Raw genomic sequence first — 21897 nt, forward strand, 5'->3', positions numbered from 1 at the left:
GGCGCAGCGCCGCTCATGCCGCCACCGGGCGGGCACCCAGGGTCCACGGCGCAAAACGCATCAGCAACCAGCGCAGCGGCACGCACGCGAGCAGCGCAAACACCGTCACGAACACTGCCCAGCCCAGGCCCGGACGCGAGGCAGCGAATCCGCCGGCCAGCGCCGCCACACCGGAGAGCACGAAGAACACCAGCATATGGGTGCACAGGATCAGCAAGGTATTGCGGCCGATCCACTGTATCCAGGCCCAGCCCTGCACCAACCGTGCGGCACAGATCACCATCAGTGAGCCGAGAACTGCGCTGACCACAAACCCGGCGTGGTTGCGGCCGAACTCCAGCATGTTGACGTCGATGCGGCCGTTACGATCGGCCAGCCAGGCCACCGGCAACGCCAGCAGCACCGTCGCCAGCGCGCTGACCGGCAAGGAGCTCGGCAGACGTGCGGAAACGTGGATCAGCAAGGCGCCCAGCGCGTAGAAGCACAGCGACACCGGTAGAACGTCCAGGCCGAAAAAAAGTCGTACCTGCTGGCCAGGAAACCAGCGCATCCAGCACCAGGCCAGGATCAACGACGCCACCGCGATCACCACCGGCGACAGCCAGCGCCGCAGTACTACATAGCTCAGCACCGTCACCAGCATCACCGGCAGGAACCACAGCGGGGGCTGCACATACAGATCGGGGCCGATCCCGGTGAACATCGCCACGATCGGCTCCCACCACGGATGGCTGCCCCAGCGCGCCGCCTTCTCGCCGATATTGCGCGTCAGCAACCAGTACGCGTAACCGAGCAGATAAAACGTCACATACGGCAGCAACAGGCTGCGTGCCTGCTTGCTGATGGTCTGCGGCAAGCCGGTGGTCCGCGACGCATAGCCCGCCGCCAGCCAGCCGGACACCATGAAAAACAGCGGCACATGAAAGCTGTAGGCAAACAACGTCATCGCATGCGGCACGCCCTTGGCGTGGCAGAGCACCACCAACAGAATCGCCAGGGCCTTGGTGGCATCGATACGCGGGTCGCGGCTGCGCCCGCCGGTGGCAACGTACGCGCCGACGACCGGTGCAACCGGCTGCGGTGCTTGCGTTGCCGCCACACTCATCGCGTGCCTCCCGCGGGCAGTGGCAATCGCGCCTCGTCGTCGGCCGAATTCTGGCTGGGCAGCTGCGTAGCGCTGGCAGCAGACCAGGTCGGCCGCATGTGCCACAGGCAGCCGCACACGAACCACCACAATGCCGACGTCTTGATCGAGAAGTAGCCGTTGGACACCAGCAAGCTCAGCGCGAATGCAAAGATTGCCAGGTTCTTGAACAACTGCCCTTCCTTGCTCGGCATCAACAACAGGAACGAATACGACAGCAGGAAGGCGAGCACGCCGACGATCGACTGCGATGCGATGAAGTAGGCAATGCCGCTGTCGAAGTAACGGTACGCCTGCGCAAAATCCAGGCCCATCCACGAGTTGAAGGACAGGTTGTTCATCGAATTGACGGTGAAGAAGATCCGGCCCATCGTGTTGTCCTGATAGGCCGTGATCCCGGTGATCCACACCAACAGCCACGCCGTCATGATCACGAGTAGGAAGACCAGGAACGCCAGCCGTTGATCCAGGCGTTTCAATAGCGGCGACAGCAGCACCATCAGCACGCAGGTACCCGCCGCAAGTCGGCCGTCGGAGGCCACAACCATGAAACCGATCAAACCGACCGACAGGATCAGCATCGAGGGCCGCATCCAGCGCCAGAACACCAGCACGATCGCGGTAAAGAAGCAGATGTAATTACCCATCGTCACCGGCTCGATGAACATCGAGGAGGCGCGGGGAAGATTGGAGCCCGGCAGGAAGTTACGCTCGCCCGGTCGCGTGGCGCTGACGAACAGGTTGCTGTCTTCGTTCCAGAACCCCTCCGCGCTCATGCCGCGCGCGTTGACGAAGAAGCTCTTCGGGTTGACCAGATCGCCATAGGCGCTGGGCATCGCCAGTTCGAACGCCGCAACCAACGACACGATGATGGTCATGCGCACGAACAGCTTGGGCACCGACCCGGTATAAGCCGAACCAAGCACCACGAACGCAAACACCACCAGCGCGTCGCGAAAGAATTTCGGATCGATCTGCCAGTTCACCAGAAAGCGCACGAACATCAAGGTGACGATCAGCCCCAGGCCGCTGATGATCAAGGCAATGCGCTTGCGGCTCATCGAGCCCAGGCCGAGCAGGAAACACGCGGCGTAGACCATGAACTCGACTGCGTAAGTGATCACCGGACGTACGGTGAACACGTTCGCGTTGATCAGCGCCAGCACCAGGTTGTAACCGACGCCGACCAGCAGCGTCAGCTCGATCAGCAGGTTGTGCCAGCGAACGCGGGCCTCGTCGCTCATTCGGATCAGCATGCAGACGCCTGCTTGAGAGGGGCGGCTGCGATGCAGCCGCCCGCGGCGCTCGGCGCGCCAGGTCGCACACTCCCCGCCATCATCAGTACGCGGTCTTCTGTCCGAGCACACGCACTGCGGTCAGCACGATGATGCGGATATCCAGCCACAGCGACCAGCGACGGATGTAGTCCAGGTCGTACTGGATGCGCTTCTTCATCGTGCGCAGCTCCGGGGTTTCGCCACGGAATCCATTGACCTGCGCCCAACCGGTGATGCCCGGCTTGACGTAATGGCGCTGCATGTAGTGATTGATCAGCTTTTCATAATGGGTGTTGTGCTGCGCAGCGTGCGGGCGCGGACCTACGATCGACATGCTGCCACCGAGCACGTTGAAGATCTGCGGCAACTCGTCCAGGCTGCTGCGGCGCAGGAACGCACCGAAACGGGTGATACGGGTGTCGTTCTTGGTCGCCTGCTGGATGGTGGTGCCATGGTCGTCATGCACACGCATCGAGCGGAACTTGAACATGTAGAACTCGCGACCGCCCAGGCCATGGCGACGCTGGCGGAAGAACACCGGACCCGGCGAACTCATCTTCACACCAACCGCAATCGCAGCCATTAGCGGCCACAGGCCCATCAGCGCGATCACCGCCAGGATCTTGTCCTGTAGCGCCTTGGCGACCACGAAGTAGTTGTCGCGGTCCACACCGCCCTGGCGCAGGTTGATCACCGGCACGTTGCCGATCTGCTCGCCGGACTGGTTCAACAGACCGAAGTCGAACAGGTCCGGCACCAGCTTCACGTTGATCGGATAGCGATCCAGGCGCTGCAGCAACTGCTTGATGTGGTCACGTTCGCCCAGCGGCAGCGAGATCCACACCTGCTCGACCTGGTTGTCCTTCAGGTACTCGATCAGCGCGTCCGGATCGCCCAGGCACGGCAGCGACTGACGCTGCTCGGTCACGGCAATGTCGTACGGCGTGCGGAAGTAGCCGACCAGGTTCATGCCGACCCAGGGATTACGGCTGAGGTAGTGATTGATCTTCATCACCGGGTGACGCAGACCCACCACCACTACCCGCTGCACATCCACACCCTGGGTGCGCAGGTGATTCAGGAAGCCGCGCAACACCGTGCGGGCTGCCACCAGCGAGGCCAGGCCACCGACAAACCACAGGCCGATCCAGCCGCGCGAGACCTGCTCGCCAACCTGCACGATCAACGCGTGCACCGCGAACAGCGCAAACACGCCGCCGAATGCACCGCCCAGCACCATCAGCTCGCTCAACAGCCCGCGACCGCGCCAGCTGCGATACAGCGGGAACAGCGCAAAGCAGATCACCGAGTACAACAGCGTGGTGGCAATGGCGACCCGGTACGGTGCCGCAGGCACCCAGGAGCCGAAGACGATGCGATAGGCGATCAGCCCGGAGACCACAACCATGGTGAGGTCGAAGACGCGCAGGACCAGATCGGCTGCAGCCGAATACTTGGACAACAATCGCGGCGAGGATGTGGTGTAAGTCGCGCTACTCAAGTCTGCCAAAAGCATGGGGATGTCCTCCAAACTCGATACGGCGCATGCGGGGGAACATACGAAACGCACGCGAGCTTTCAATCATCTCCGTCGAACGATCACCGCGGTAATACCTACCGACCCCAGATCGCACGACAGCCCTTTGTTTCAACAGAGACAAACTTTCAAACGAAGGAGCCCGAAACATACGGGATCCAACCTTTTCCACGCTGAATCAGTTGTCACTTCAATTAACCATCGTTGTGCAACACGACGATGTCAGTCCAACCGCGTCTGCGCTGCCGTGCCACGCAGGAAGTAGCGCACAAGTGCCACAGCCACGCCCAGGAATACGCCAAAGATGAAGCCCAAAGCGAGGTTCAATTTGAGTTTCGGCGAAGTCTTAGACGTAGGCACGTCTGCGGTATCGATGATGGTCACGTTGTTGGCGCCGACGTTGCTCGCCACACCGATCTCCTTGTAGCGCTGCAGGAGCGCATCGTAGAGCTGGCGATTGGTATCGACGTCGCGCTTGAGCATGTTGTAGCGGATGCTGCGGCTCTGCAGATCGAGCTCATCGTTACGCAATCCAGCGATGCGCTGGTTGAGCAACTGCTCCTGATGCACCGACGCGTCGTAGGTCGCCTTCAGCGACTGGCGGATATTGAGGACCTCGCCATTGATCTGGCGACGCGACTCTTCGATCTGCGCCTTCAGGCGCTGCATTTCCGGATAGTCCGGCTTGAAGGTCGACAGCTTCTGCTGATATTCGGTGTTCAAGCGGATCTGCTCGCCGCGCAGGCTCTGGATCAGCGGGTTACTCAGCACCTGCGGCAGCGACATCGCGTCACCGCTGCTGACCTGACGCCAGGCTGCCTCGGCCTTGATGCGGGTGTCCTGCGCCGATGCCAGCATCGCATTGAGGTCGCTGAGGTTCTGCGCCGGAAGCGATGGCTTGTCGTCGCCCACCGATACAATCTGCTCGTCGGTGGAATAGGAGACCAGATTCTTCTCCGAGTCCTCCACCTTGTCACGCAACTGCTCCAGGCGCTCGGCCAGGAACTTGGTCGCGAACGAGGACGCCTTGATGCGGCGTTCCTGCGTGCTGACGATGAAGACCTTGGTGTAGGTGTTGGCGATCTTGGCAGCCAGCACCGGGTCCGGCGAATCGTAGTTGACGTAGACCAGGCGCGAATTGAGGATCGGCTCGACCACCAGCCCGGCCAGCAGCGTATCGGTCAGGCTGCGCTCGATGATGGCCTGGCGCGAGTCGACCGACTTGCCGGCTTCCGGATTCTTGGCAGCAGCCTTCTCCAGTGCTTCGTCGACCTGCTGCTTGAACGCCGGTTCCTGATCGAGCTTGGCTTCGCGGATCACCGCACGGGCCAGCGAGCGGCTCTGCAGCAGCTGGTACTGAGTCTGGTAGAAATCGCGATCCTGCGGCGATTCCACCGGCATCAGGTTGTCGACATTCACCACATTGAGCGAGTCGCGCTCGATCTGCAGCGTGCTGGTGGCGCGGTACTTTTCCGGCATCAACAGGGTGACGCCAAACGCCAGTGCTACTGCCGCGACGGTGATCAGAATGATCAACCAGCGCTGCGACACCAGTGCGCGCCAGTAGTCGAGCAAGCCAACGTCGGCCAGCTCGAGATGCCCATGACGATGAGACGGGGAAGAACGATTGTCTGAATTCATACTCATCGGTAAGCGCGCCACACCATCACAAGGGGGGTCAGTTCCAGCATGGTGCGCAGCCAGACGCGTGCGTCCGAGCGGTACACCACAACGATGTCGCCGCCGTAGATCTCAGGGTCCGGGTTGGCCCCCTTCTCGATCTGGGTCAGATCGAATCTGGCGATCATCTTTTGCCCATTGACGGTGCGAAACACGATGACGTTGCCGCGGCTGGCCACCGTGCTGACGCCCTTGGCCTGCGCGATGGCCTGCTGCAGGGTCAAGTTGGCGCCGATCACCGGATAGATGCCCGGCTCGTCGACCGCACCGGTCACCGTGACCCGGCGACCATTGGATTCCTGCACGAACACCGACACCTGCGGCTGCTGCAGATAACCGGCGGCGTAGCGTTCTGCCACCAGCTTTTCCAGCTCGCCGACACCCAGGCCGGCTGCCTTGACGTCGCCGATCAACGGCAGCGAGATATGGCCGTTCTGATCGATGCGGACCTGCCGCTCCAGATCGTCGACCTGGAACACCTTGAACAACAGCAAGTCGCCTGGGGCGAGTCGATACTCCGGTTGCACTGCAGACATCGCGAGCGGATCCGGAAGCGGCAGGGAATCCGCCATCTTCGGACCGGTGCTGCATGCGCCCAGTGCCATCGAGCAGATCAACGCCAGGCTGAGGCCTTGGCAAAATCGTCCGATCAGTTTTTTCATGCGTGTGGCTGGCTGCCTCGGTTGGGTGGGACAGGACCTCGCGCAGCATTCAACCGGCCAACACGCCAGCAAGAACGTACGACAGAGAAATTCATCCCAAGACGCTTGGGATCACGACAGGTGTGACGTGTTGCAGTGCACTATGGCATAGAACCAACGCATCGCAAGACGCTGCTCGCCATTTTTTTGACGGCGTTGGACTATTGATTCAAGTTCGTCGTTGCGGCGTTAAAAAAACGTGATCCAGTTACTAATCCAGCGCTAATGATCTGGAGCATTTTCGGATACTTAGCAGCGTTCCGTGACCCAGGTCCATAGCGAGCGGAACCGCAAAAAACCGGGCTCGGCCGGTCGTTTCATGCTGCTCTGCAATATGCCGATGGACATATCGTGTCACCCACATGACAGGCCTGGAATTGCATGTTGCGTCGCAACAAAAAAGCCCATGTCCGTGAAGACATGGGCTCCGTGTTGGTCGGGGTAGCCGGATTCGAACCGACGACCACTAGTCCCCCAGACTAGTGCGCTACCAGGCTGCGCTATACCCCGAAGATGTTGCATCCGCCATGAGGGCGGCCTGCGATTATAGCGGCTTTGTGAAGCGTTTTCCTAGCGGCGCAGCAGTTGCAGAACCTCTTCCAGTTCCATACGCACCTGCTTGATGATCTGGTTGCTCAGCGCCGACTCGCTCTTGGCGCCATCGCCCTCCAGGCGCAGGCGTGCGCCGCCGATGGTATAGCCCTGCTCGTAGAGCAGGCCGCGGATCTGGCGCACCATCAGCACGTCGTGGCGCTGGTAGTAGCGCCGGTTGCCGCGCCGCTTGACCGGTTCCAGGCTCGGAAACTCGGTTTCCCAATAGCGCAGCACATGCGGTTTGACGTCGCACAGCTCGCTGACTTCGCCGATGGTGAAGTAGCGCTTGGCCGGGATTGGCGGTAGTTCGCGATTACTGCCCGGATCCAGCATAAGCCTCCACCCGCTCCTTGAGCTTCTGGCCCGGACGGAAGGTCACCACCGTGCGCGCCGAGATCGGAATTTCCTCACCGGTCTTGGGATTGCGACCGGGCCGTTGATTCTTGCGCCGCAGATCGAAGTTGCCGAAACCGGACAGCTTCACCTGACGGCCCTGCTCCAGCGCATCGCGCAGCACATCGAAGAACGCGTCGACAAATTCCTTTGCCTCGCGCTTGTTCAGACCGACCTCGTCGAACAGACGTTCGGCCATCTCCGCTTTCGTCAATGCCATGCCAATCCCCTGGTTACCGCGTCAACTCCGGATCCGGGCGCGGTGCTCGCGCTCGATCACGGCCACCACATCGGCAACGACTGCGTCGACGTCCCGGTCGGTGAGAGTGCGCGAGTTATCCTGCAAAATCAAGCCCATAGCCAGACTCTTGAAACCTGGCTCGACCCCCTGCCCGACATAGCGGTCGAACAGCTGCACCTCGCGCAACAACGGCCCGACGGTGGTGCGCACGCTGCTCGACAGCGCCGCCCAGCTCACCTCTTCCGGCACCAGGAAGGCCAGATCGCGACGCACCGAGGGGAACCGCGACAGCTCGCCGACACGCGGCAGCGCACGCTTGACCAATGCCGTCAGTTGCAGCTCGAACGCGATCACGTCCACGTCGATGTCCAACGCCTTGGCCAGGCGCGGATGCACCTGCCCGATCCAGCCGATGCACACGCCATCGCGATGGATGTCGGCCGAGCGCCCCGGATGCCCGAAGGGCTGGGCAGAGGGCTGGAATTCCAGCACCGCGCCACTGGCCGCCGCCAGCGTCATCAGATCGCCCTTCAGATCGTGGAAGTCCACCTTGCGCGCGGGCTCGCCCCATTGCAGCGCCAGGGCATCGCCACACACGGCCGCGGCGACATGCTGCGACTCCTGCGGGGCAGCGCCGGCGTCGGACGCGGCAGCGAACACCTTGCCCAGCTCGAACAGGCGCACACGCCCGGCCTGGCGGGCGGCATTGCGGCCCAGCGTCGCCACCAGGCCCGGCAACAGGCGCGGACGCATGATCGCCAGCTCGGCGCTGAGCGGATTGGCCAACGGCACCAGGCCGTCGGTCAGCTGCCAGCGCTCCAGCAAGGTGGCGTCGACGAAGGCGTAATTGATGGTTTCCTGCAGCTCGCGCGCCACCAGCTGGCGCCGCACGCTGAGCTCATCGAGCTGGGTTTCGCTCGGCATCGCAATCCGGCTTGCCCCGCCCGGCAGCGTGGTCGGCACGCGATCGTACCCGTGGATACGCGCCAGTTCCTCGATCAGATCCTCTTCGATGGCGATATCGAAGCGACGGCTCGGTGCCATCACCTGCCAGCCTTCGGCAACCGCCTCGAGCTGCATGCCAAGCGCACTCAAAATGCGCACGACCTCGCCATCGTCAATCTGGATACCGAGCACGCGCGCAATCCGCGCGCGCCGCAGCAGGATGCGCGCCGGCTGCGGCAGATGCTCCGGCAATTGCGCATGTACCACCGGGCCCGGCGTACCACCGGCTAGTTCCAGCACCAGCCGCGTCGCCACTTCGATCGCCTGTGGCGGCAATGCCGGATCCACACCACGCTCGAAGCGATGACCGGCATCGGTATGCAGACCGAACTTGCGGCCACGCCCCATGATTGCGGCCGGATCGAAGTACGCCGACTCCAGGAACACGTTGCGCGTGGTCTCGGTGACACGGGTATCCAGGCCGCCCATCAGGCCGGCCAATGCGACCGGGCGGTCGGCATCGGTAATGGTCAGGAAGCTGTCGTCCAGCGTGACCTGACGCCCGTCCAGCAATACCAGCTGCTCGCCGCTACGCGAATGGCGCACGCCGATCGGGCCTTGCAGGGTGTCCAGATCGAACGCATGCATCGGCTGGCCAAGTTCCAGCATCACGTACTGGGTGATATCCACCAGCAGCGAGACCGGACGCACACCGCTGCGGCGCAGCCGCTCGGCCAGCCATACCGGTGTTTTTGCGGCCGGGTCGATGCCTTCGATTACCCGTCCGCAATAGCGCGGTGCGGCGTTGCCGGCATGCAATTCCACCGCCAGCGTGCGCGTGGACACCGGCGCCACTGCACCTGCTTCAAAAGCCACCACTTCGCTGGCGCAGGCGGCCGCCACATCGAAGGCGATACCGCGCACGCTGAAGCAGTCGGCGCGATTGGGCGTCAGCTTGATCTCGATGCTGGCATCGGGCAGGCCCAGGTACTCGGCCAGCGCCTGACCCACCGGCGCATCGTCGGGCAGCTCGAACAGGCCGGACGCGTCGCTGTCCAGCCCCAGCTCCTTGGCCGAGCACAGCATGCCGTTGGACGCCACCCCGCGCAGCTTGGCCGCGGTGATGGTCAGCTCGCCGATCTGCGCACCGACCAGCGCCAGCGGTGCCACCAGACCGGCACGCGCATTGGGCGCGCCACACACGATCTGCAGCAACTCGCCCTGCCCTGCGTCGACGCTGCAGACCTGCAGACGATCGGCTTCCGGATGACGCACCGCCTCGACGATACGCGCCACCACCACCTGCCCCAGCGCCTCGCCCAGTGGCGTGACCTCTTCGACCTCCAGACCGATCGCCGTCAGCGTCGCGGCAAGCTCGTCGCGGCTCGCCTGGATGGGAACGTGGCTGCGCAGCCAATTTTCAGAGAATTTCATGAGGAGCCGGGATTGGGGATTCGGGATTGGGGATTAGCTAAAACGCGTCGACGGGGTCTGGGGCGGACCGGGGCGCCGTTGCGAATCCCCAATCCCGAATCCCCAATTCCCGCCGTCAGGCGAACTGCCTGAGAAAACGCACATCGTTTTCGAAGAATGCGCGCAGGTCGTTGACGCCGTAGCGCAGCATCGCAAAGCGCTCCACGCCCAGGCCGAACGCAAAGCCGGTGTAGCGCTCCGGGTCGATGCCGACGCTGCGCAGCACGTTCGGGTGCACCATGCCGCAGCCGAGCACTTCCAGCCAACGCGTGCTGCCGTCCGGCTGCTGCCAGGCGATATCCACTTCCGCGCCCGGTTCCACGAACGGGAAATAGCTGGGGCGGAAGCGCATCTCGAAATCGCGCTCGAAGAACGCCCGTACGAACTCGGATAAAGTGCCCTTGAGATCGGCGAAGTTGGAGTGCTCGTCGACCAGCAGGCCTTCGACCTGATGGAACATCGGCGAATGGGTCTGGTCCGAATCGGAGCGGTACACCTTGCCGGCCGCGATCATGCGCAGCGGCGGTTTGTGCGCATCCATGTAGCGCACCTGCACGCCGGAGGTGTGGGTGCGCAACAGGCGGCCATCGCCGAAATAGAACGTGTCGTGCATCGCGCGCGCCGGATGGTGCGGCGGAAAGTTCAGGGCTTCGAAGTTGTGCCAGTCGTCCTCGATCTCCGGACCATCGGACAACTCATAGCCCAGGCGCGCAAAGATCTCGACGATGCGCTCGAGCGTGCGCGTGACCGGGTGCAATCCACCACGTTCGCTGCGGCGGCCCGGCAAGGTGACATCGATCCGCTCCCCGGCCAGCCGTGCGTCCAGCGCGGCGTTTTCCAGCATGTGCTTGCGCTCGGACAACGCCGCGGTCAGCGCATCGCGCGACAGGTTGATCGCTTCGCCAGCGGCTTTTCGCTGATCGGCCGGCAGCGTGCCGAGCTGCTTGAGCTGGGCGGTGATGCTGCCGCTCTTGCCCAGCAATGCGACGCGCAAGGCTTCCAGTTGGTCCGGCGTCTGCGCAGCGGCGACATCGGCCAGCGCACGCTCGGTCAGGGATTGAATCTCACTCATTGCACTCGCGCCTCAACTGCGTCAACCGAACGGTGTTTCCGGATGCACCGGAACGCATTGCCACTCAAATCTGGTCTTGCCCGGCATCCAGTCAGCAATGCCGGCCATCTAAAAACGCAAAAGGGGAAGGACTCGCGCCCTTCCCCCTGCATATCTGCTTGCCCTCGCCGAAAGCCTGCACACGAATGTGCAAGCTCCTTCGAGACGCTACCCTTTCAAAAGTCCGCACATGGATGTGCGGGCTCTTGCGAGGGACTCGCACCTATGCCGCCAGCGCGCCCTTGGCCTTCTCAGCCAGCGCGGCAAAGCCGGCGGCATCGTGCACGGCGATATCGGCCAGCACCTTGCGGTCCAGGGTGATACCCGCCTTCAGCAGGCCGTTCATGAAACGGCTGTAGCTCAGGCCATTGATGCGGGCAGCCGCGTTGATGCGGGTGATCCACAACGAACGGAAGACGCGCTTCTTCTGCTTGCGGCCGATGTAGGCGTACTGCTGCGCCTTGATGACCGCCTGCTTGGCGACGCGGAAAACCTTGCGACGGGCATTGTAGTAGCCCTTCGCCAGGGTCAGAATTTTCTTGTGGCGGCGGCGCGCCTGCACACCACGCTTTACTCGTGCCATGGTTCAGTCCTCAGAGATAGGGAAGCATACGATCGAGACGGCCTGCATCCTCGGCGCGGACGTGGTTCGTCTGCCGCAGGTTGCGCTTCCGCTTGGTCGCTTTCTTCGTGAGGATATGGCTACGGTTTGCGTGGCCGCACTTGTACTTGCCGGAGGCGGTCTTGCGGAAACGCTTGGCCGCCGCCCGGTTGGTCTTGATCTTGGGCATTGCAATGTCCTTGATAGTGTTTTGTCACTGACCCGGGCGGCAGTCTTGCGACCACGCTTTCCATCCATGCCCTTGCCTGCTTGTAAGTCCTTGATCGAACACGATCCGGACAGGTCCTGTACCGCTTGCGCGGCGTCCCGGCAAAACCGGGCCGCGCAGTATGCCCGTTGCCGGGAATTCTTGCAAATGAATGCTGTCGCCGGCCGGACGGACCCCGGCAGGGCCCGCCTCAGCGCGGGATCAGATCTTCTTCTTCGGCGCGATCATCATGACCATCTGGCGCCCTTCCAGGCGCGGGCGCGACTCGATGACGATGTCTTCGCCCAGGTCGGCCTCGATCCGGGACGCCATTTCGCGCCCCAGCTCCTGATGGCTCATTTCACGGCCACGGAAGCGGATGTTGACCTTGACCTTGTCGCCCTCTTCCAGGAAGCGGCGCATGTTGCGCAGCTTGATCTGGTAGTCGCCCTCGTCGGTAACCGGACGGAACTTGAGTTCCTTGATCTCGACCTGCTTGGTCTTCTTCTTGGCCTCGTTGGCCTTTTTCTGCTGCTCGAACTTGAACTTGCCGAAATCCATGATCTTGCAGACCGGCGGATCGGCCTGCGGCTGGATTTCGACCAGATCCAGGCCTTCTTCCTCGGCCTTGGCGAGCGCTTCGTCGCGCGACAACACGCCAACCATCTCACCGTCACTGCCGATCACGCGGACGCGCGGCACACGGATTTCTTGGTTCTTGCGGTTCTGTTTGTTGTCAGGGGTACTGATATTGCAATCTCCCAGGGGAATCGAACCGGCGCATCCGGATCATCCAGACCGGCCGGGGTTGGCTCACGCTGCCTGCTCTGCCTGCAGACGTTCGATGAAGGCCGAGACCGTCATGGTCCCGAGGTCCTCTCCCGAACGTGTCCGCACGGCAACGGCGCCGTTTTCCTTCTCGCGGTCACCGACGACGAGCAGATAAGGCACGCGTTGCAGCGTATGCTCGCGAATCTTATATCCGATCTTCTCGTTACGCAAATCGGCGTTCACACGGAAGCCTTGATTTGCAAGGGTTTTCCGAACTGAGTCGACATAGTCTGCCTGGGCATCGGTGATATTTGCGACAACGACCTGGACCGGGGCGAGCCAGGCGGGGAAGGCGCCGGCGTGGTGTTCGATCAAAATGCCGATGAAACGCTCCATCGAGCCGACGATCGCCCGGTGCAGCATGACGGGATGCTTCTTCTGGCTGTGCTCGTCCACGTACTCGGCGCCGAGGCGGCCCGGCATCATGAAATCGACCTGCATGGTGCCCAGCTGCCAGGTACGGCCGATCGCGTCCTTGAGGTGGTACTCGATCTTGGGGCCGTAGAAGGCGCCCTCGCCCGGCAGCTCCTGCCACTCCACCCCGCATACGCCCAGCGCGCTGCGCAGCGCGGCTTCGGCCTTGTCCCAGGTGACGTCGTCGCCCAGGCGCTTTTCCGGACGCAGCGCGATCTTGATCTCGATGTCGTCGAAGCCGAACGCGGTGTAGACCGCCAGTGCCTGCTGATGGAAGGCGGTGACTTCGGCTTCGATCTGCGATTCCAGGCAGAACACGTGCCCGTCGTCCTGGGTGAAGCCGCGCACGCGCAGGATGCCGTGCAGCGCGCCGGAGGGCTCGTTGCGGTGGCAGGCGCCGAACTCGCCGTAGCGGATCGGCAGGTCGCGGTAGCTGTGCAGGCCCTGGTTGAACACCTGCACGTGACCCGGGCAGTTCATCGGCTTGACTGCGTAGGTGCGCTTCTCCGACTCGGTGAAGAACATCGCGTCCTGGTAGTTGTCCCAGTGGCCGGATTTCTGCCACAGCGACACGTCCAGGATCTGCGGGCAGCGCACTTCGCCGTAGCCGCTGTCGCGATAGACCTTGCGCATGTACTGCTCGACCACCTGCCACAGCGACCAGCCCTTGGGATGCCAGAACACCAGGCCCGGCGCCTCTTCCTGCAGATGGAACAGGTCCTGCTGCTTGCCGATGCGGCGATGGTCGCGCTTGTCGGCTTCTTCCATACGCAGGATGTAGGCGTCCAGCTGCTTCTTGTCGGCCCAGGCGGTGCCGTAGATGCGCTGCAGCTGCTCGTTCTTGGCGTCGCCGCGCCAGTAGGCGCCGGAAATACGGGTCAGCTTGAACGCCTTGAGGAAGCGCGTGTTGGGCACGTGCGGGCCGCGGCACATGTCCACGTATTCCTGGTGGTAGTACAGGCCCATCGCGGTGATGTCGTCGGACATGTCCTCGATCAGGCGCAGCTTGTACTCCTCGCCGCGCTGGGCGAACACCTCGATCACCTCGGCGCGCGGGGTGACCTTCTTGATCACGTCATAGTCCTGCGCGATCAATTCCTGCATTCGCTGCTCGATCGCGGCCATGTCGTCCGGCGTGAACGGGCGTTCGCTGTAGATGTCGTAGTAGAAGCCTTCGGCGATGACCGGGCCGATCACCATCTTGACCTCCGGGTACAGCTGCTTGACCGCATGCCCGACCAGATGCGCGCAGGAGTGGCGGATGATCTCCACGCCTTCGGCGTCCTTGGCGGTGATGATGCGCAGGCTGGCATCGTGGTCGATGACGTCGCTGGCATCGACCAGCTGGCCGTCGACCTGGCCGGCGATGGTGGCCTTGGCCAGGCCGGCGCCGATCGACTGGGCGACCTGCATCACCGAGACGGGGGATTCGAATTCGCGGCGGCTGCCGTCGGGGAGCGTGATGTTGATCATGGGCAAGGATGAGGTCTGTGCTGGCTGCAGCGCGGCGGCTGCAAGGGAGGTCTGCCCGTTGCGGGACAGGCTCGGATAAGGGTATGGCGAGAGGTGGGGCAGAACGAACGCCGTGCAGGCGCCCTGCGGAGTGGCGCGGCCGGAATCAGCGGTGGGCGGTGGTAGTGCTCATGTCGCACGCTGGGCCGGCGCGGGGCGCGGGCCACCTTCTCGCAAGGGGTCTTGGAGGCGAATGGTAAACCAATCAGCCCGCTGTTGCGCATGCCGGCACGGGGCCGGCGGGCGCGTGGCATGATGCCGGCCACCTGTGCTGCCAGTGCCGACCATGACCATCAAGGGTAAAGCCACCTCGCTGGATATCGCCTACCTGGCCGGCGTGTCGCAGCCGACCGTGTCGCGCGCACTGCGCGGCAGCCCGATGGTCAACGAAGAAACCCGCAAGCGCATCCTGCGCATCGCCAAGGAATTGAACTACAAGGTCGACAAGAACGCCTCGTCGCTGCGGCTGCGCAATGCCGGCACGCTGGCACTGCTGTTCTTCGAAGACCCCACCGCCGACGATTCGCTGATCAACCCGTTCTTTCATTCGATGCTGGGCTCGATCACCCGCGCCTGCGCGCTGCAGGGTTACGACCTGCTGGTGTCCTTCCAGCAGCTGTCCAAGGACTGGCAGGCCGATTACGAAGACAGCAACAAGGCCGACGGCATCATCCTGCTCGGCTATGGCGATTATCAGCAGTCACGCCAGCGGCTGCAGTTGCTGGTCGAACAAGGTACCCACTTCGTGCGCTGGGGCGCGGCGCTGCCGGGGCAGCCGGGCATTTCGATCGGCAGCGACAATTACCAGGGCGGGCTGGATATCACCGAACATCTGCTGGCGCAGGGCTGTCGCCGCATCGCCTTTCTCGGCCACGCGTCCAACCACTATCCCGAATTCGAAGAGCGCTACCGCGGCTACGTGGCTGCGCTGAAGCAGCAGGGTTTGGTGGCCGATCGCGCGCTGCAGTTCGATGCGATCACCACCGAGTCGTCCGGCCATGCCGCGTGCCTGGCGCTACTCGACAGCGGCAAGGCATTCGATGCGGTGTGTGCGGCCAGCGACCTGATTGCGATCGGCGCCATGCGCGCCTTGCGCGAGCGCGGCCTGCGGGTGCCGCAGGATGTGGCGGTGAGCGGCTTCGACGATATCGCATTGGCGGCGTCGGTGGCGCCGGCGCTGTCGACGGTGCAGCAGGACACCAAGCAGGCCGGCACGCTCCTAGTGGAAAGCCTGGTGGCGCTGATCCGCGGCGAAGCGGCGCAGAGCCGCACGATTCCGGTGAGGCTGGCGCTGCGTGATTCCTCGCGCAGCAGTGGGCTGCAGCCACCGCTGGGCTGGAGACCGTCCGGCGCGGAGAACGGCGAGGCGGTGCTTGGCCGGGCCGCTGATGGGGCTGTCAGGCGTTGAATCGGGAATCGGGAATCGGGAATCGGGAATCGGGAATCGTTGGAGCATACGTGGCGAGCTGCGCGGGATCGGCTGCAGCCATCGATGCTTCGTAGGAGTGCACCCGGGCGCGACGGGGCGTTCCCGGTAATGCCCGTCGCGCCCGGGTGCGCTCCTACCTGTTGCGGGCGGCCCCGTCCAGCCGCGGCCCGCAGCGTGACCAGGATCGAAATCAGCGTCGGCCGGGAAAGCTCTCAAGCTGACATCCGGTCAGGTGGCCAGCGGAATCGCTGGGCGCCGAGGCTTGGGATTCGGGATTGGGGATTCGTTGGAGCGTGCGCGACAGCCCGCAACTTGACGCCTCGTAGGAGCGCACCCGGGCGCGACGTGGCGTTCCCGGCAATGCCCCGTCGCGCCCGGGTGCGCTCCTACCTGTTACGGGCGTCGCGCGCGGCTTGCTCGGCCATCTGCGCGTCGAGCTGCCTGCGCAAGGCCGGGTCGGTGATCGGCGCGTCCGACAGCAGCACCCGCACCCCATGCGCGGGCACCGGCGCCAGCAGCCGACGCTGCACCAGCACCTGCTCGCCACTCATCGCATCGCGCCAGGTGCCGGGCTGCAGAAAACGCGTCACCTCGATGTTCGCCGCCGCATCGCCCTTGTTGAGCAGCACCAACGCCGTCTGGCTGGCGCCCGCATGCTGATAGACCCGCAAAAACGCCGCATGATCTCCGCGTAGCAGCACATCCACCTGCACGCCGCGCTGCAATGCCGGGGTATCGCGACGCAGCCGCGCGATCTGCTGCAACGGGCCGAAAATCGGGCTGTGCGGTGCCGTGCGGATGCGCTCGGCACCGAAGTAATTGCGGTTGCCTGCATGTTCGGCACGCCCGCGCATGAAGCCGGTCTCCGAGCCGTAATAGATCACCGGGATGCCGCGCGCGGTAAACAGCCAGTTGTGCGCGTCGATGAAGCCGGTGTCGCTGGCATCCAGGCGCGCCATGTCGTGATTGTCGTAGAAACTCATCAGCTCGTACGGATTGGCATAAGGCCCCCGACGCAGAAACAGCGGCGCGGCAAGCTTCTCGAACCCGGCCTGCTCATGGCCGAAGACAGCGGACAGCTGCTGCTTCAACGGGAAATCCAGCACGCTGACGCCGGCATTGCGCGCCCAGGTATGCCCGGCAATCTTGTTGGCGTCGTAATCGAAGGCTTCGCCGAACATGAAGAACCCCGGACGTTTTTCGCGGATGCGCGCAACGAAGGCATGCCAGAAGCGGTCGGGCATCCAGCCGATGGTGTCGATACGGAATGCGTCGGCGCCCTGCTCCATCCATTGCAGATACGCGCCGGCCAGATAATCGAGCACCGCGGGATTGTTCTCGTTGAGATCGGACAGCTCGGCCAGGCCGCCGCCGGTGTTGTAGAACGCGTGCAGCGGAATGTGCTGCGGATCCAGCTGCGCCGGCGGCAGATTCTGATGATCGGCGACCAGGCGGCCCTCGGCGTCGTACAACTTGCCGAAGCCTGGCTGCGCCACCGGCATGCTGTAGGCCGGCGAGCCGTGATTGCCCACGATATCCAGTACCACCTTCAAGCGGTTGGCATGCATGGCGCGGGTGAAGGCGGCAAAGTCCAGGCCCGGGCTGGGCAAATGCTCGTCGAGCTTGTAGAAATTCACGCCCCAATAGCCGTGATAGCCGGTCTTGCCATGGTCGCTGAGCGTACTGCCGCAGCTGATCGGCTTGCCGCCGGTGAAGGCCTCATCCGGATTGTCGACAATCGGCGTGATCCATACCGCGCCAAAGCCCATGTCGCGGATGTAGTCGGCATGTTCGACGATGCCCTTGAAGTCGCCCCCCAGGTAACCGATGTTGTCGCCGATTCCATCTGCGCAAGGCGTCGGCACATCGAACGTGCGATGCGCACCGCCCTGGTCGCGCTGGTCGTTGCCGGGGTCGCCATTGACGAAACGGTCGGTCACCACGAAATACACCGCGTCGGCAGCGAACGGTTCCAGCGTGCCGTAGTAATCGCCGGGTGCAGCCGCCGCGCTCGCCGCCCCTGCAAGTACGATCAATCCAGCCATCATCACCTGACGCATCATTGCCCTCCAGAGGCCATTGGAACCCGCACCACGCACACACCGGCAATGAGCAAACTGGCGCCACCGATGGCCAGCGCATGGATCGGCTGACCACCCAGCCAGACGCGCAGCACGAAGCCCAGGGCGCTGGCCGCGACCAGCTGCGGAATCACGATGAAAAAATTGAAGATGCCCATGTACACGCCCATCTTGGCGGCGGGCACGCTATCGGACAGCAAGGCATAGGGCAGCGACAGGATCGAGGCCCAGGCAAAGCCGACACCCAGCATCGACAGCAGCAGCCACTGCGGGTCGCGGATCACCAGCATCGACAACAGCCCGGCCGCGCCCAGCCACAGGTTGCACAGATGACTCCAGCGCAGGCCGATCGCACGCACCAGCAATGGAATGACCAATGCTGCCAACGCCGCAAAGCCGTTGTAGGCACCGAACAACACACCCACCCAGTTCGCGCCTTCGTTGTAGGCCGCCGATGCGGTGTCCTTGGCACCAAAGTGCACCTGGGTGACCGCGGCGGTGGTGTAGATCCACATCGCAAACAGCGCGAACCAGGAGAAGAACTGCACCCAGGCCAGGCGCCGCATCGTCAGCGGCATGCTGCGCACGTCCTGCACGATCGCCACCAGCATGCCGGTCGATGGCAGCACGCGCGCCAACGCAAGCAGCGCACCGTAGGCGATGCACAGGCCGGCCAGCACGTAGAGCATGCGGTCGCCGTGCTGCCAGGCGATCGCTGCGGCGAGCAGCACACCGATGCCGCACCAGAGCACGCTCGCACGCTGCGGTGGCAAGGTGCCGGCGATCGCTGCAGCCGCTACAGGCGGATGCGCATCGTCGAAACCGGCCAGCTGCTGCGGGCTGTATTCGCGCGTACGCAGCACCGTCCAGCTGATCGACAGGAACAGCACCGCTGCACCGAGGTAGAAGGCGTAGCGCACGCTGTCGGGCAACTGCCCTGGCGGCGCGGTATTGGCCACGCCCCAATGCGTGAGCAACCACGGCAGGAAACTCGCCACAATCGCCCCGACCCCGATGAAGAAGCTCTGCATCGCATAGCCGGTGGGCCGCTGCGCCGGTGGCAGTTGATCGCCGACCAGGGCGCGGAATGGCTCCATCGAGATGTTGATCGATGCATCCAGCACCCACAACGTGCCGGCGGCAATCCACAGCATCGGTGCGTTGGGCATCACCAGCAAGGCCAGTGTGGTGAATACCGCGCCGACCATGAAATACGGGCGCCGGCGCCCCCATCGGGTCCAGGTGCGGTCGGACAGGTAGCCGATGATGGGCTGCACGATCAGACCGGTGAGCGGTGCGGCAATCCACAGACCGGGCACATCGTCGACCTGCGCCCCCAGGGTCTGGAAGATGCGGCTGGCGTTGGCGTTCTGCAGCGCGAAGCCGAACTGAATACCGAGAAAGCCGAAACACATGTTCCAGATCTGCCAGAAACTCAGGCGTGGCTTGGCAGTCATTGCGCAGCCTCCGTGCTCGCTGCGGGGCCGACCAGCAGCGCGCTCACCTGCGCGGTGTTGACCACGCCATCGCGACCGCCGCGGCCGCCGTTGTACTGCGCAAAATGCGCGAGCGCGCTCATGTTGAAGCCATTTTCCAGCCGGAATCTGCACTGCTGCCCGGCCACCGCAGTGAAGCTGACCTGCGTGGACAGCTGCTCGCCTACGCTATGCGGCATCACCACGACCTGCGACTGCGTGGCCTGCCCCGGGCATTCCAGCAGCAGCCGCTTGACCGCCGCAGTGACGCCGGTATTGATGGGGCCGTTGGGGTTGCGATAACGCAGCGATACGCGATGCTGACCCGCGCGCGTGACAGTCCAAACCCAGGCCTCGCTGCCCGTGACCTCCTGCAACGGGCCGAGCGTCAGCGAGGGACCGTGCAGCGACTCCAGGCCATCGGAGCGACGGGTCAGGCTGAGCACGTGCAGCAGGCCGTCCTCGCGCAGGTACCAGTGCTGCGTGGCGTCCAACGCATGCCCATCCATGTACAGCGTCGCCCCAGCCGGAATCACAATGCGATAGCCATCGCCCTGCCGTTGCGCGACGGGCGCCTCCGGCGTGCTGGGTGCGAACACCTGGCCTGGCTGAGGCGGGGCGGTGGTATCGGCCTTGCGGCCGATCAGATGCACCAACGTGGTCTGGCCTTGTTGCTCGACCTTCCCCGCCACCAGCAACTCACCTGCACTCGCCGTCGGCCGCTGCAGCACATAGCGTCGGGCGCCCTGTTCAAGCACGATCTGCTGACGATCGCCAAACAACAACGGCACCAACGTATGCGGCAGTTTCGGCGTCACGCTGCCATCGGCGCCAATGCCGAACACGCCTTCCAGCACCGCGGAGAGATACCCAGCAACCGACCACAACTGGCGTGGCGAATTCACTACCGGGCCGCTACGTGTGCCCTCCTCCACATGCACCGCCAGGCTCTGCATCTCGTAGTTTTCCATGTTGGAGCCGGCCAGCGCGCTGCCGCGCATCAACGACTGCAGCTCCAGCGCAATGCGCGGCGCGTCGTCCAGCTGGCGTGCGGCGCGTAGCGCATACGCACTCACGAAAGGCCAAACGGCACGATTGTGATAAATCGGCTGCTCGGCGTCCTGCGGCCACACCACCGGGCTGCCGCCGGCAACCAGCGGATACCTGCGCAGCGCGGCACGCGCACGCTCCTTCGGAAACACCTCGGCCAGCACGCCAAGCGACACGCCGAGCAGATCGACCTTGGCATAGCGCACCGGATGCGCCGCATTGCCCAGATAGCTCACATACTGATTGCTGCGCGCATCCCAGAAGCGCGTGGCGATGGCCTGACGCAGGGCATCGGCCCACTGGGCGTACCTGGACGCGCGCGCATCGCCATGCTGGCGCGCCAGTTGCTCGGCCAGGCGCAGGGCCTGGTAGTGCAACACGTTGGTGGACAGGGCGAAGGACTCGGCGATGAAGCGCACATCCTGGCGCGTCCACTCCGGGTAGGTCTGCTCGCGCCAATCCAGAAACGAGGTTTCGCCGCGGTAGAGGCCGATCTGCGCATCGAAGACCGCGTCACGATCCTGCGCGAGGGTGGCCTGCAACGCCTCCCAGACCTCTTCAGCGAACGCCTTGTCATCCAGCAGGCCGCGCGCGGCAAGAAACCACACCACCCGGTCGCTGCTGATCGGCCAGCTGCCACCGGAGCCGGTGTCCTGCGCAACAAACACCCCTGGCGTCTGCCCGTCGCGCGCCGCCGACAGCTTGAAGCGCAGCGCGTTGCGCGTGCGCTCCGGCTCCAGCCGCGCCAATGCCAGATCGGCGGCGAAGCTGACATCGCGCGTCCACACGTAAGGCCAGCGCTCACCGGTTTCGAAACACACGCACGGCACCGGCTTGCCGTCGTTGAAGGCCGGATCGCGGATCGCCTCGACACGGTCGTCGGCCATTTCCTGCTGCGCCATGGCGAACAGGGCGTCGAACAACGGACTGGCGGTATGGGTGCGCATCGGCTGCGGCCCGATGCTGCGCTCGCCCTGCGGCCAGCGCAGCACGAAACCGCCGTCTTCTAGCGCCTGCGCTTGCGCACGGCGGCCCTGGAATTCCAGCTCATCGGCCAACACCGGCGAGCTTGCCGCAACGCCGAGCGTTGCAGCCATGCAGATCATCTTCAGCATCGAAGCGGCCAGGCGGCTTGCACCGTCGGCCTCCCTCCCTCGTTGCACGCGTTGTAGTGCGCGGCACTGGCGTGCCACGGGCGCG

17 protein-coding genes and 1 tRNA gene are annotated in these 21897 nt (G+C 63.9%); 1 reads left to right on the forward strand and 17 read right to left on the reverse strand.

The features are described 5' to 3' along the window. Positions 1-13: 13 nt before the first annotated feature. The 14 genes from ABQY74_RS12490 to thrS all read right to left on the reverse strand — a co-directional run bounded on the left by ABQY74_RS12490 (position 14) and on the right by thrS (position 14623). The gene (locus tag ABQY74_RS12490) at positions 14-1105 is read right to left on the reverse strand and encodes an acyltransferase family protein (RefSeq protein WP_349791656.1); all 1092 of its coding nucleotides are present in this window, start codon (positions 1103-1105) and stop codon (positions 14-16) included. Continuing rightward, complete coding sequence (locus ABQY74_RS12495; protein WP_166768806.1) at positions 1102-2388, reverse strand: polysaccharide biosynthesis protein GumE; 1287 nt, start codon at positions 2386-2388, stop codon at positions 1102-1104. The genes ABQY74_RS12490 and ABQY74_RS12495 overlap by 4 nt, the downstream gene beginning before the upstream one ends. A 94-nt stretch (positions 2389-2482) precedes the next feature. Continuing rightward, entirely contained in the window at positions 2483-3937 is a 1455-nt protein-coding gene (locus ABQY74_RS12500; protein WP_039522126.1) for an undecaprenyl-phosphate glucose phosphotransferase, read from the reverse strand. Between the two features lie 243 nt (positions 3938-4180). Further along, entirely contained in the window at positions 4181-5620 is a 1440-nt protein-coding gene (locus ABQY74_RS12505; protein WP_026064516.1) for a GumC family protein, read from the reverse strand. Beyond that, positions 5602-6300 (reverse strand): polysaccharide biosynthesis/export family protein, encoded by a 699-nt coding sequence (locus ABQY74_RS12510; protein WP_016903310.1) that lies wholly within the window; start codon positions 6298-6300, stop codon positions 5602-5604. The genes ABQY74_RS12505 and ABQY74_RS12510 overlap by 19 nt, the downstream gene beginning before the upstream one ends. Before the next feature lie 472 nt (positions 6301-6772). Further along, positions 6773-6849: transfer RNA gene (locus ABQY74_RS12515), tRNA-Pro, on the reverse strand. Between the two features lie 60 nt (positions 6850-6909). Further along, entirely contained in the window at positions 6910-7266 is a 357-nt protein-coding gene (locus ABQY74_RS12520; protein WP_005995911.1) for a MerR family transcriptional regulator, read from the reverse strand. Then, a complete protein-coding gene (locus tag ABQY74_RS12525; RefSeq protein ID WP_002811076.1) occupies positions 7247-7546 on the reverse strand; it encodes an integration host factor subunit alpha in 300 nt (99 codons plus the stop codon). The genes ABQY74_RS12520 and ABQY74_RS12525 overlap by 20 nt, the downstream gene beginning before the upstream one ends. A 21-nt stretch (positions 7547-7567) precedes the next feature. Next, positions 7568-9946 (reverse strand): phenylalanine--tRNA ligase subunit beta, encoded by a 2379-nt coding sequence (gene pheT / locus ABQY74_RS12530; RefSeq protein ID WP_349791658.1) that lies wholly within the window; start codon positions 9944-9946, stop codon positions 7568-7570. Between the two features lie 115 nt (positions 9947-10061). Next, positions 10062-11057: a phenylalanine--tRNA ligase subunit alpha gene (gene pheS / locus ABQY74_RS12535; protein WP_349791660.1), complete on the reverse strand. Its 996-nt coding sequence runs from the start codon at positions 11055-11057 to the stop codon at positions 10062-10064. Positions 11058-11319: 262 nt separating this feature from the next. Beyond that, complete coding sequence (gene rplT, locus ABQY74_RS12540; RefSeq protein WP_016903313.1) at positions 11320-11679, reverse strand: 50S ribosomal protein L20; 360 nt, start codon at positions 11677-11679, stop codon at positions 11320-11322. Between the two features lie 10 nt (positions 11680-11689). Next, a complete protein-coding gene (rpmI, locus tag ABQY74_RS12545) occupies positions 11690-11887 on the reverse strand; it encodes a 50S ribosomal protein L35 (RefSeq protein ID WP_002811096.1) in 198 nt (65 codons plus the stop codon). 240 nt (positions 11888-12127) lie between these two features. Beyond that, positions 12128-12670 carry a translation initiation factor IF-3 gene (gene infC / locus ABQY74_RS12550; protein ID WP_080639730.1) on the reverse strand — a complete coding sequence of 181 codons (543 nt, stop codon included), beginning with the start codon at positions 12668-12670 and terminating at the stop codon, positions 12128-12130. Between the two features lie 48 nt (positions 12671-12718). Beyond that, entirely contained in the window at positions 12719-14623 is a 1905-nt protein-coding gene (gene thrS / locus ABQY74_RS12555) for a threonine--tRNA ligase (RefSeq protein ID WP_039815152.1), read from the reverse strand. Between the two features lie 325 nt (positions 14624-14948). Here thrS and ABQY74_RS12560 point away from each other — a divergent pair, with 325 nt between their 5' ends. Further along, positions 14949-16070 carry a LacI family DNA-binding transcriptional regulator gene (locus ABQY74_RS12560; RefSeq protein ID WP_349791662.1) on the forward strand — a complete coding sequence of 374 codons (1122 nt, stop codon included), beginning with the start codon at positions 14949-14951 and terminating at the stop codon, positions 16068-16070. A 407-nt stretch (positions 16071-16477) separates the two neighbouring features. Here the strand turns inward: ABQY74_RS12560 and ABQY74_RS12565 are convergent, their stop codons facing one another. From ABQY74_RS12565 to ABQY74_RS12575, 3 genes are read right to left on the reverse strand one after another with little or no spacing between them, the layout of a single operon-like run. After that, positions 16478-18154 carry an alpha-amylase family glycosyl hydrolase gene (locus ABQY74_RS12565; protein ID WP_372469866.1) on the reverse strand — a complete coding sequence of 559 codons (1677 nt, stop codon included), beginning with the start codon at positions 18152-18154 and terminating at the stop codon, positions 16478-16480. Continuing rightward, the gene (locus ABQY74_RS12570) at positions 18151-19629 is read right to left on the reverse strand and encodes an MFS transporter (protein WP_104554115.1); all 1479 of its coding nucleotides are present in this window, start codon (positions 19627-19629) and stop codon (positions 18151-18153) included. Before ABQY74_RS12570 ends, ABQY74_RS12565 begins: the two co-directional genes overlap by 4 nt. After that, positions 19626-21812 (reverse strand): Six-hairpin glycosidase-like protein, encoded by a 2187-nt coding sequence (locus ABQY74_RS12575; protein ID WP_349791664.1) that lies wholly within the window; start codon positions 21810-21812, stop codon positions 19626-19628. The genes ABQY74_RS12570 and ABQY74_RS12575 overlap by 4 nt, the downstream gene beginning before the upstream one ends. Positions 21813-21897 lie beyond the last annotated feature (85 nt).

The organism is Xanthomonas sp. WHRI 7064 (assembly GCF_040202355.2).
Classification (GTDB): domain Bacteria; phylum Pseudomonadota; class Gammaproteobacteria; order Xanthomonadales; family Xanthomonadaceae; genus Xanthomonas; species Xanthomonas arboricola.

Excerpts from the sequence above, each read along its gene's own strand:
- ABQY74_RS12490 (WP_349791656.1), bottom strand. The coding sequence starts at position 1,105 with ATGAGTGTGGCGGCAACGCAAGCACCGCAGCCGGTTGCACCGGTCGTC.
- ABQY74_RS12495 (WP_166768806.1), bottom strand. The coding sequence starts at position 2,388 with ATGAGCGACGAGGCCCGCGTTCGCTGGCACAACCTGCTGATCGAGCTG.
- ABQY74_RS12500 (WP_039522126.1), bottom strand. The coding sequence starts at position 3,937 with ATGCTTTTGGCAGACTTGAGTAGCGCGACTTACACCACATCCTCGCCG.
- ABQY74_RS12510 (WP_016903310.1), bottom strand. The coding sequence starts at position 6,300 with ATGAAAAAACTGATCGGACGATTTTGCCAAGGCCTCAGCCTGGCGTTG.
- ABQY74_RS12520 (WP_005995911.1), bottom strand. The coding sequence starts at position 7,266 with ATGCTGGATCCGGGCAGTAATCGCGAACTACCGCCAATCCCGGCCAAG.
- ABQY74_RS12525 (WP_002811076.1), bottom strand. The coding sequence starts at position 7,546 with ATGGCATTGACGAAAGCGGAGATGGCCGAACGTCTGTTCGACGAGGTC.
- pheT (WP_349791658.1), bottom strand. The coding sequence starts at position 9,946 with ATGAAATTCTCTGAAAATTGGCTGCGCAGCCACGTTCCCATCCAGGCG.
- pheS (WP_349791660.1), bottom strand. The coding sequence starts at position 11,057 with ATGAGTGAGATTCAATCCCTGACCGAGCGTGCGCTGGCCGATGTCGCC.
- rplT (WP_016903313.1), bottom strand. The coding sequence starts at position 11,679 with ATGGCACGAGTAAAGCGTGGTGTGCAGGCGCGCCGCCGCCACAAGAAA.
- rpmI (WP_002811096.1), bottom strand. The coding sequence starts at position 11,887 with ATGCCCAAGATCAAGACCAACCGGGCGGCGGCCAAGCGTTTCCGCAAG.
- thrS (WP_039815152.1), bottom strand. The coding sequence starts at position 14,623 with ATGATCAACATCACGCTCCCCGACGGCAGCCGCCGCGAATTCGAATCC.
- ABQY74_RS12560 (WP_349791662.1), top strand. The coding sequence starts at position 14,949 with ATGACCATCAAGGGTAAAGCCACCTCGCTGGATATCGCCTACCTGGCC.
- ABQY74_RS12565 (WP_372469866.1), bottom strand. The coding sequence starts at position 18,154 with ATGATGCGTCAGGTGATGATGGCTGGATTGATCGTACTTGCAGGGGCG.
- ABQY74_RS12570 (WP_104554115.1), bottom strand. The coding sequence starts at position 19,629 with ATGACTGCCAAGCCACGCCTGAGTTTCTGGCAGATCTGGAACATGTGT.
- ABQY74_RS12575 (WP_349791664.1), bottom strand. The coding sequence starts at position 21,812 with ATGCTGAAGATGATCTGCATGGCTGCAACGCTCGGCGTTGCGGCAAGC.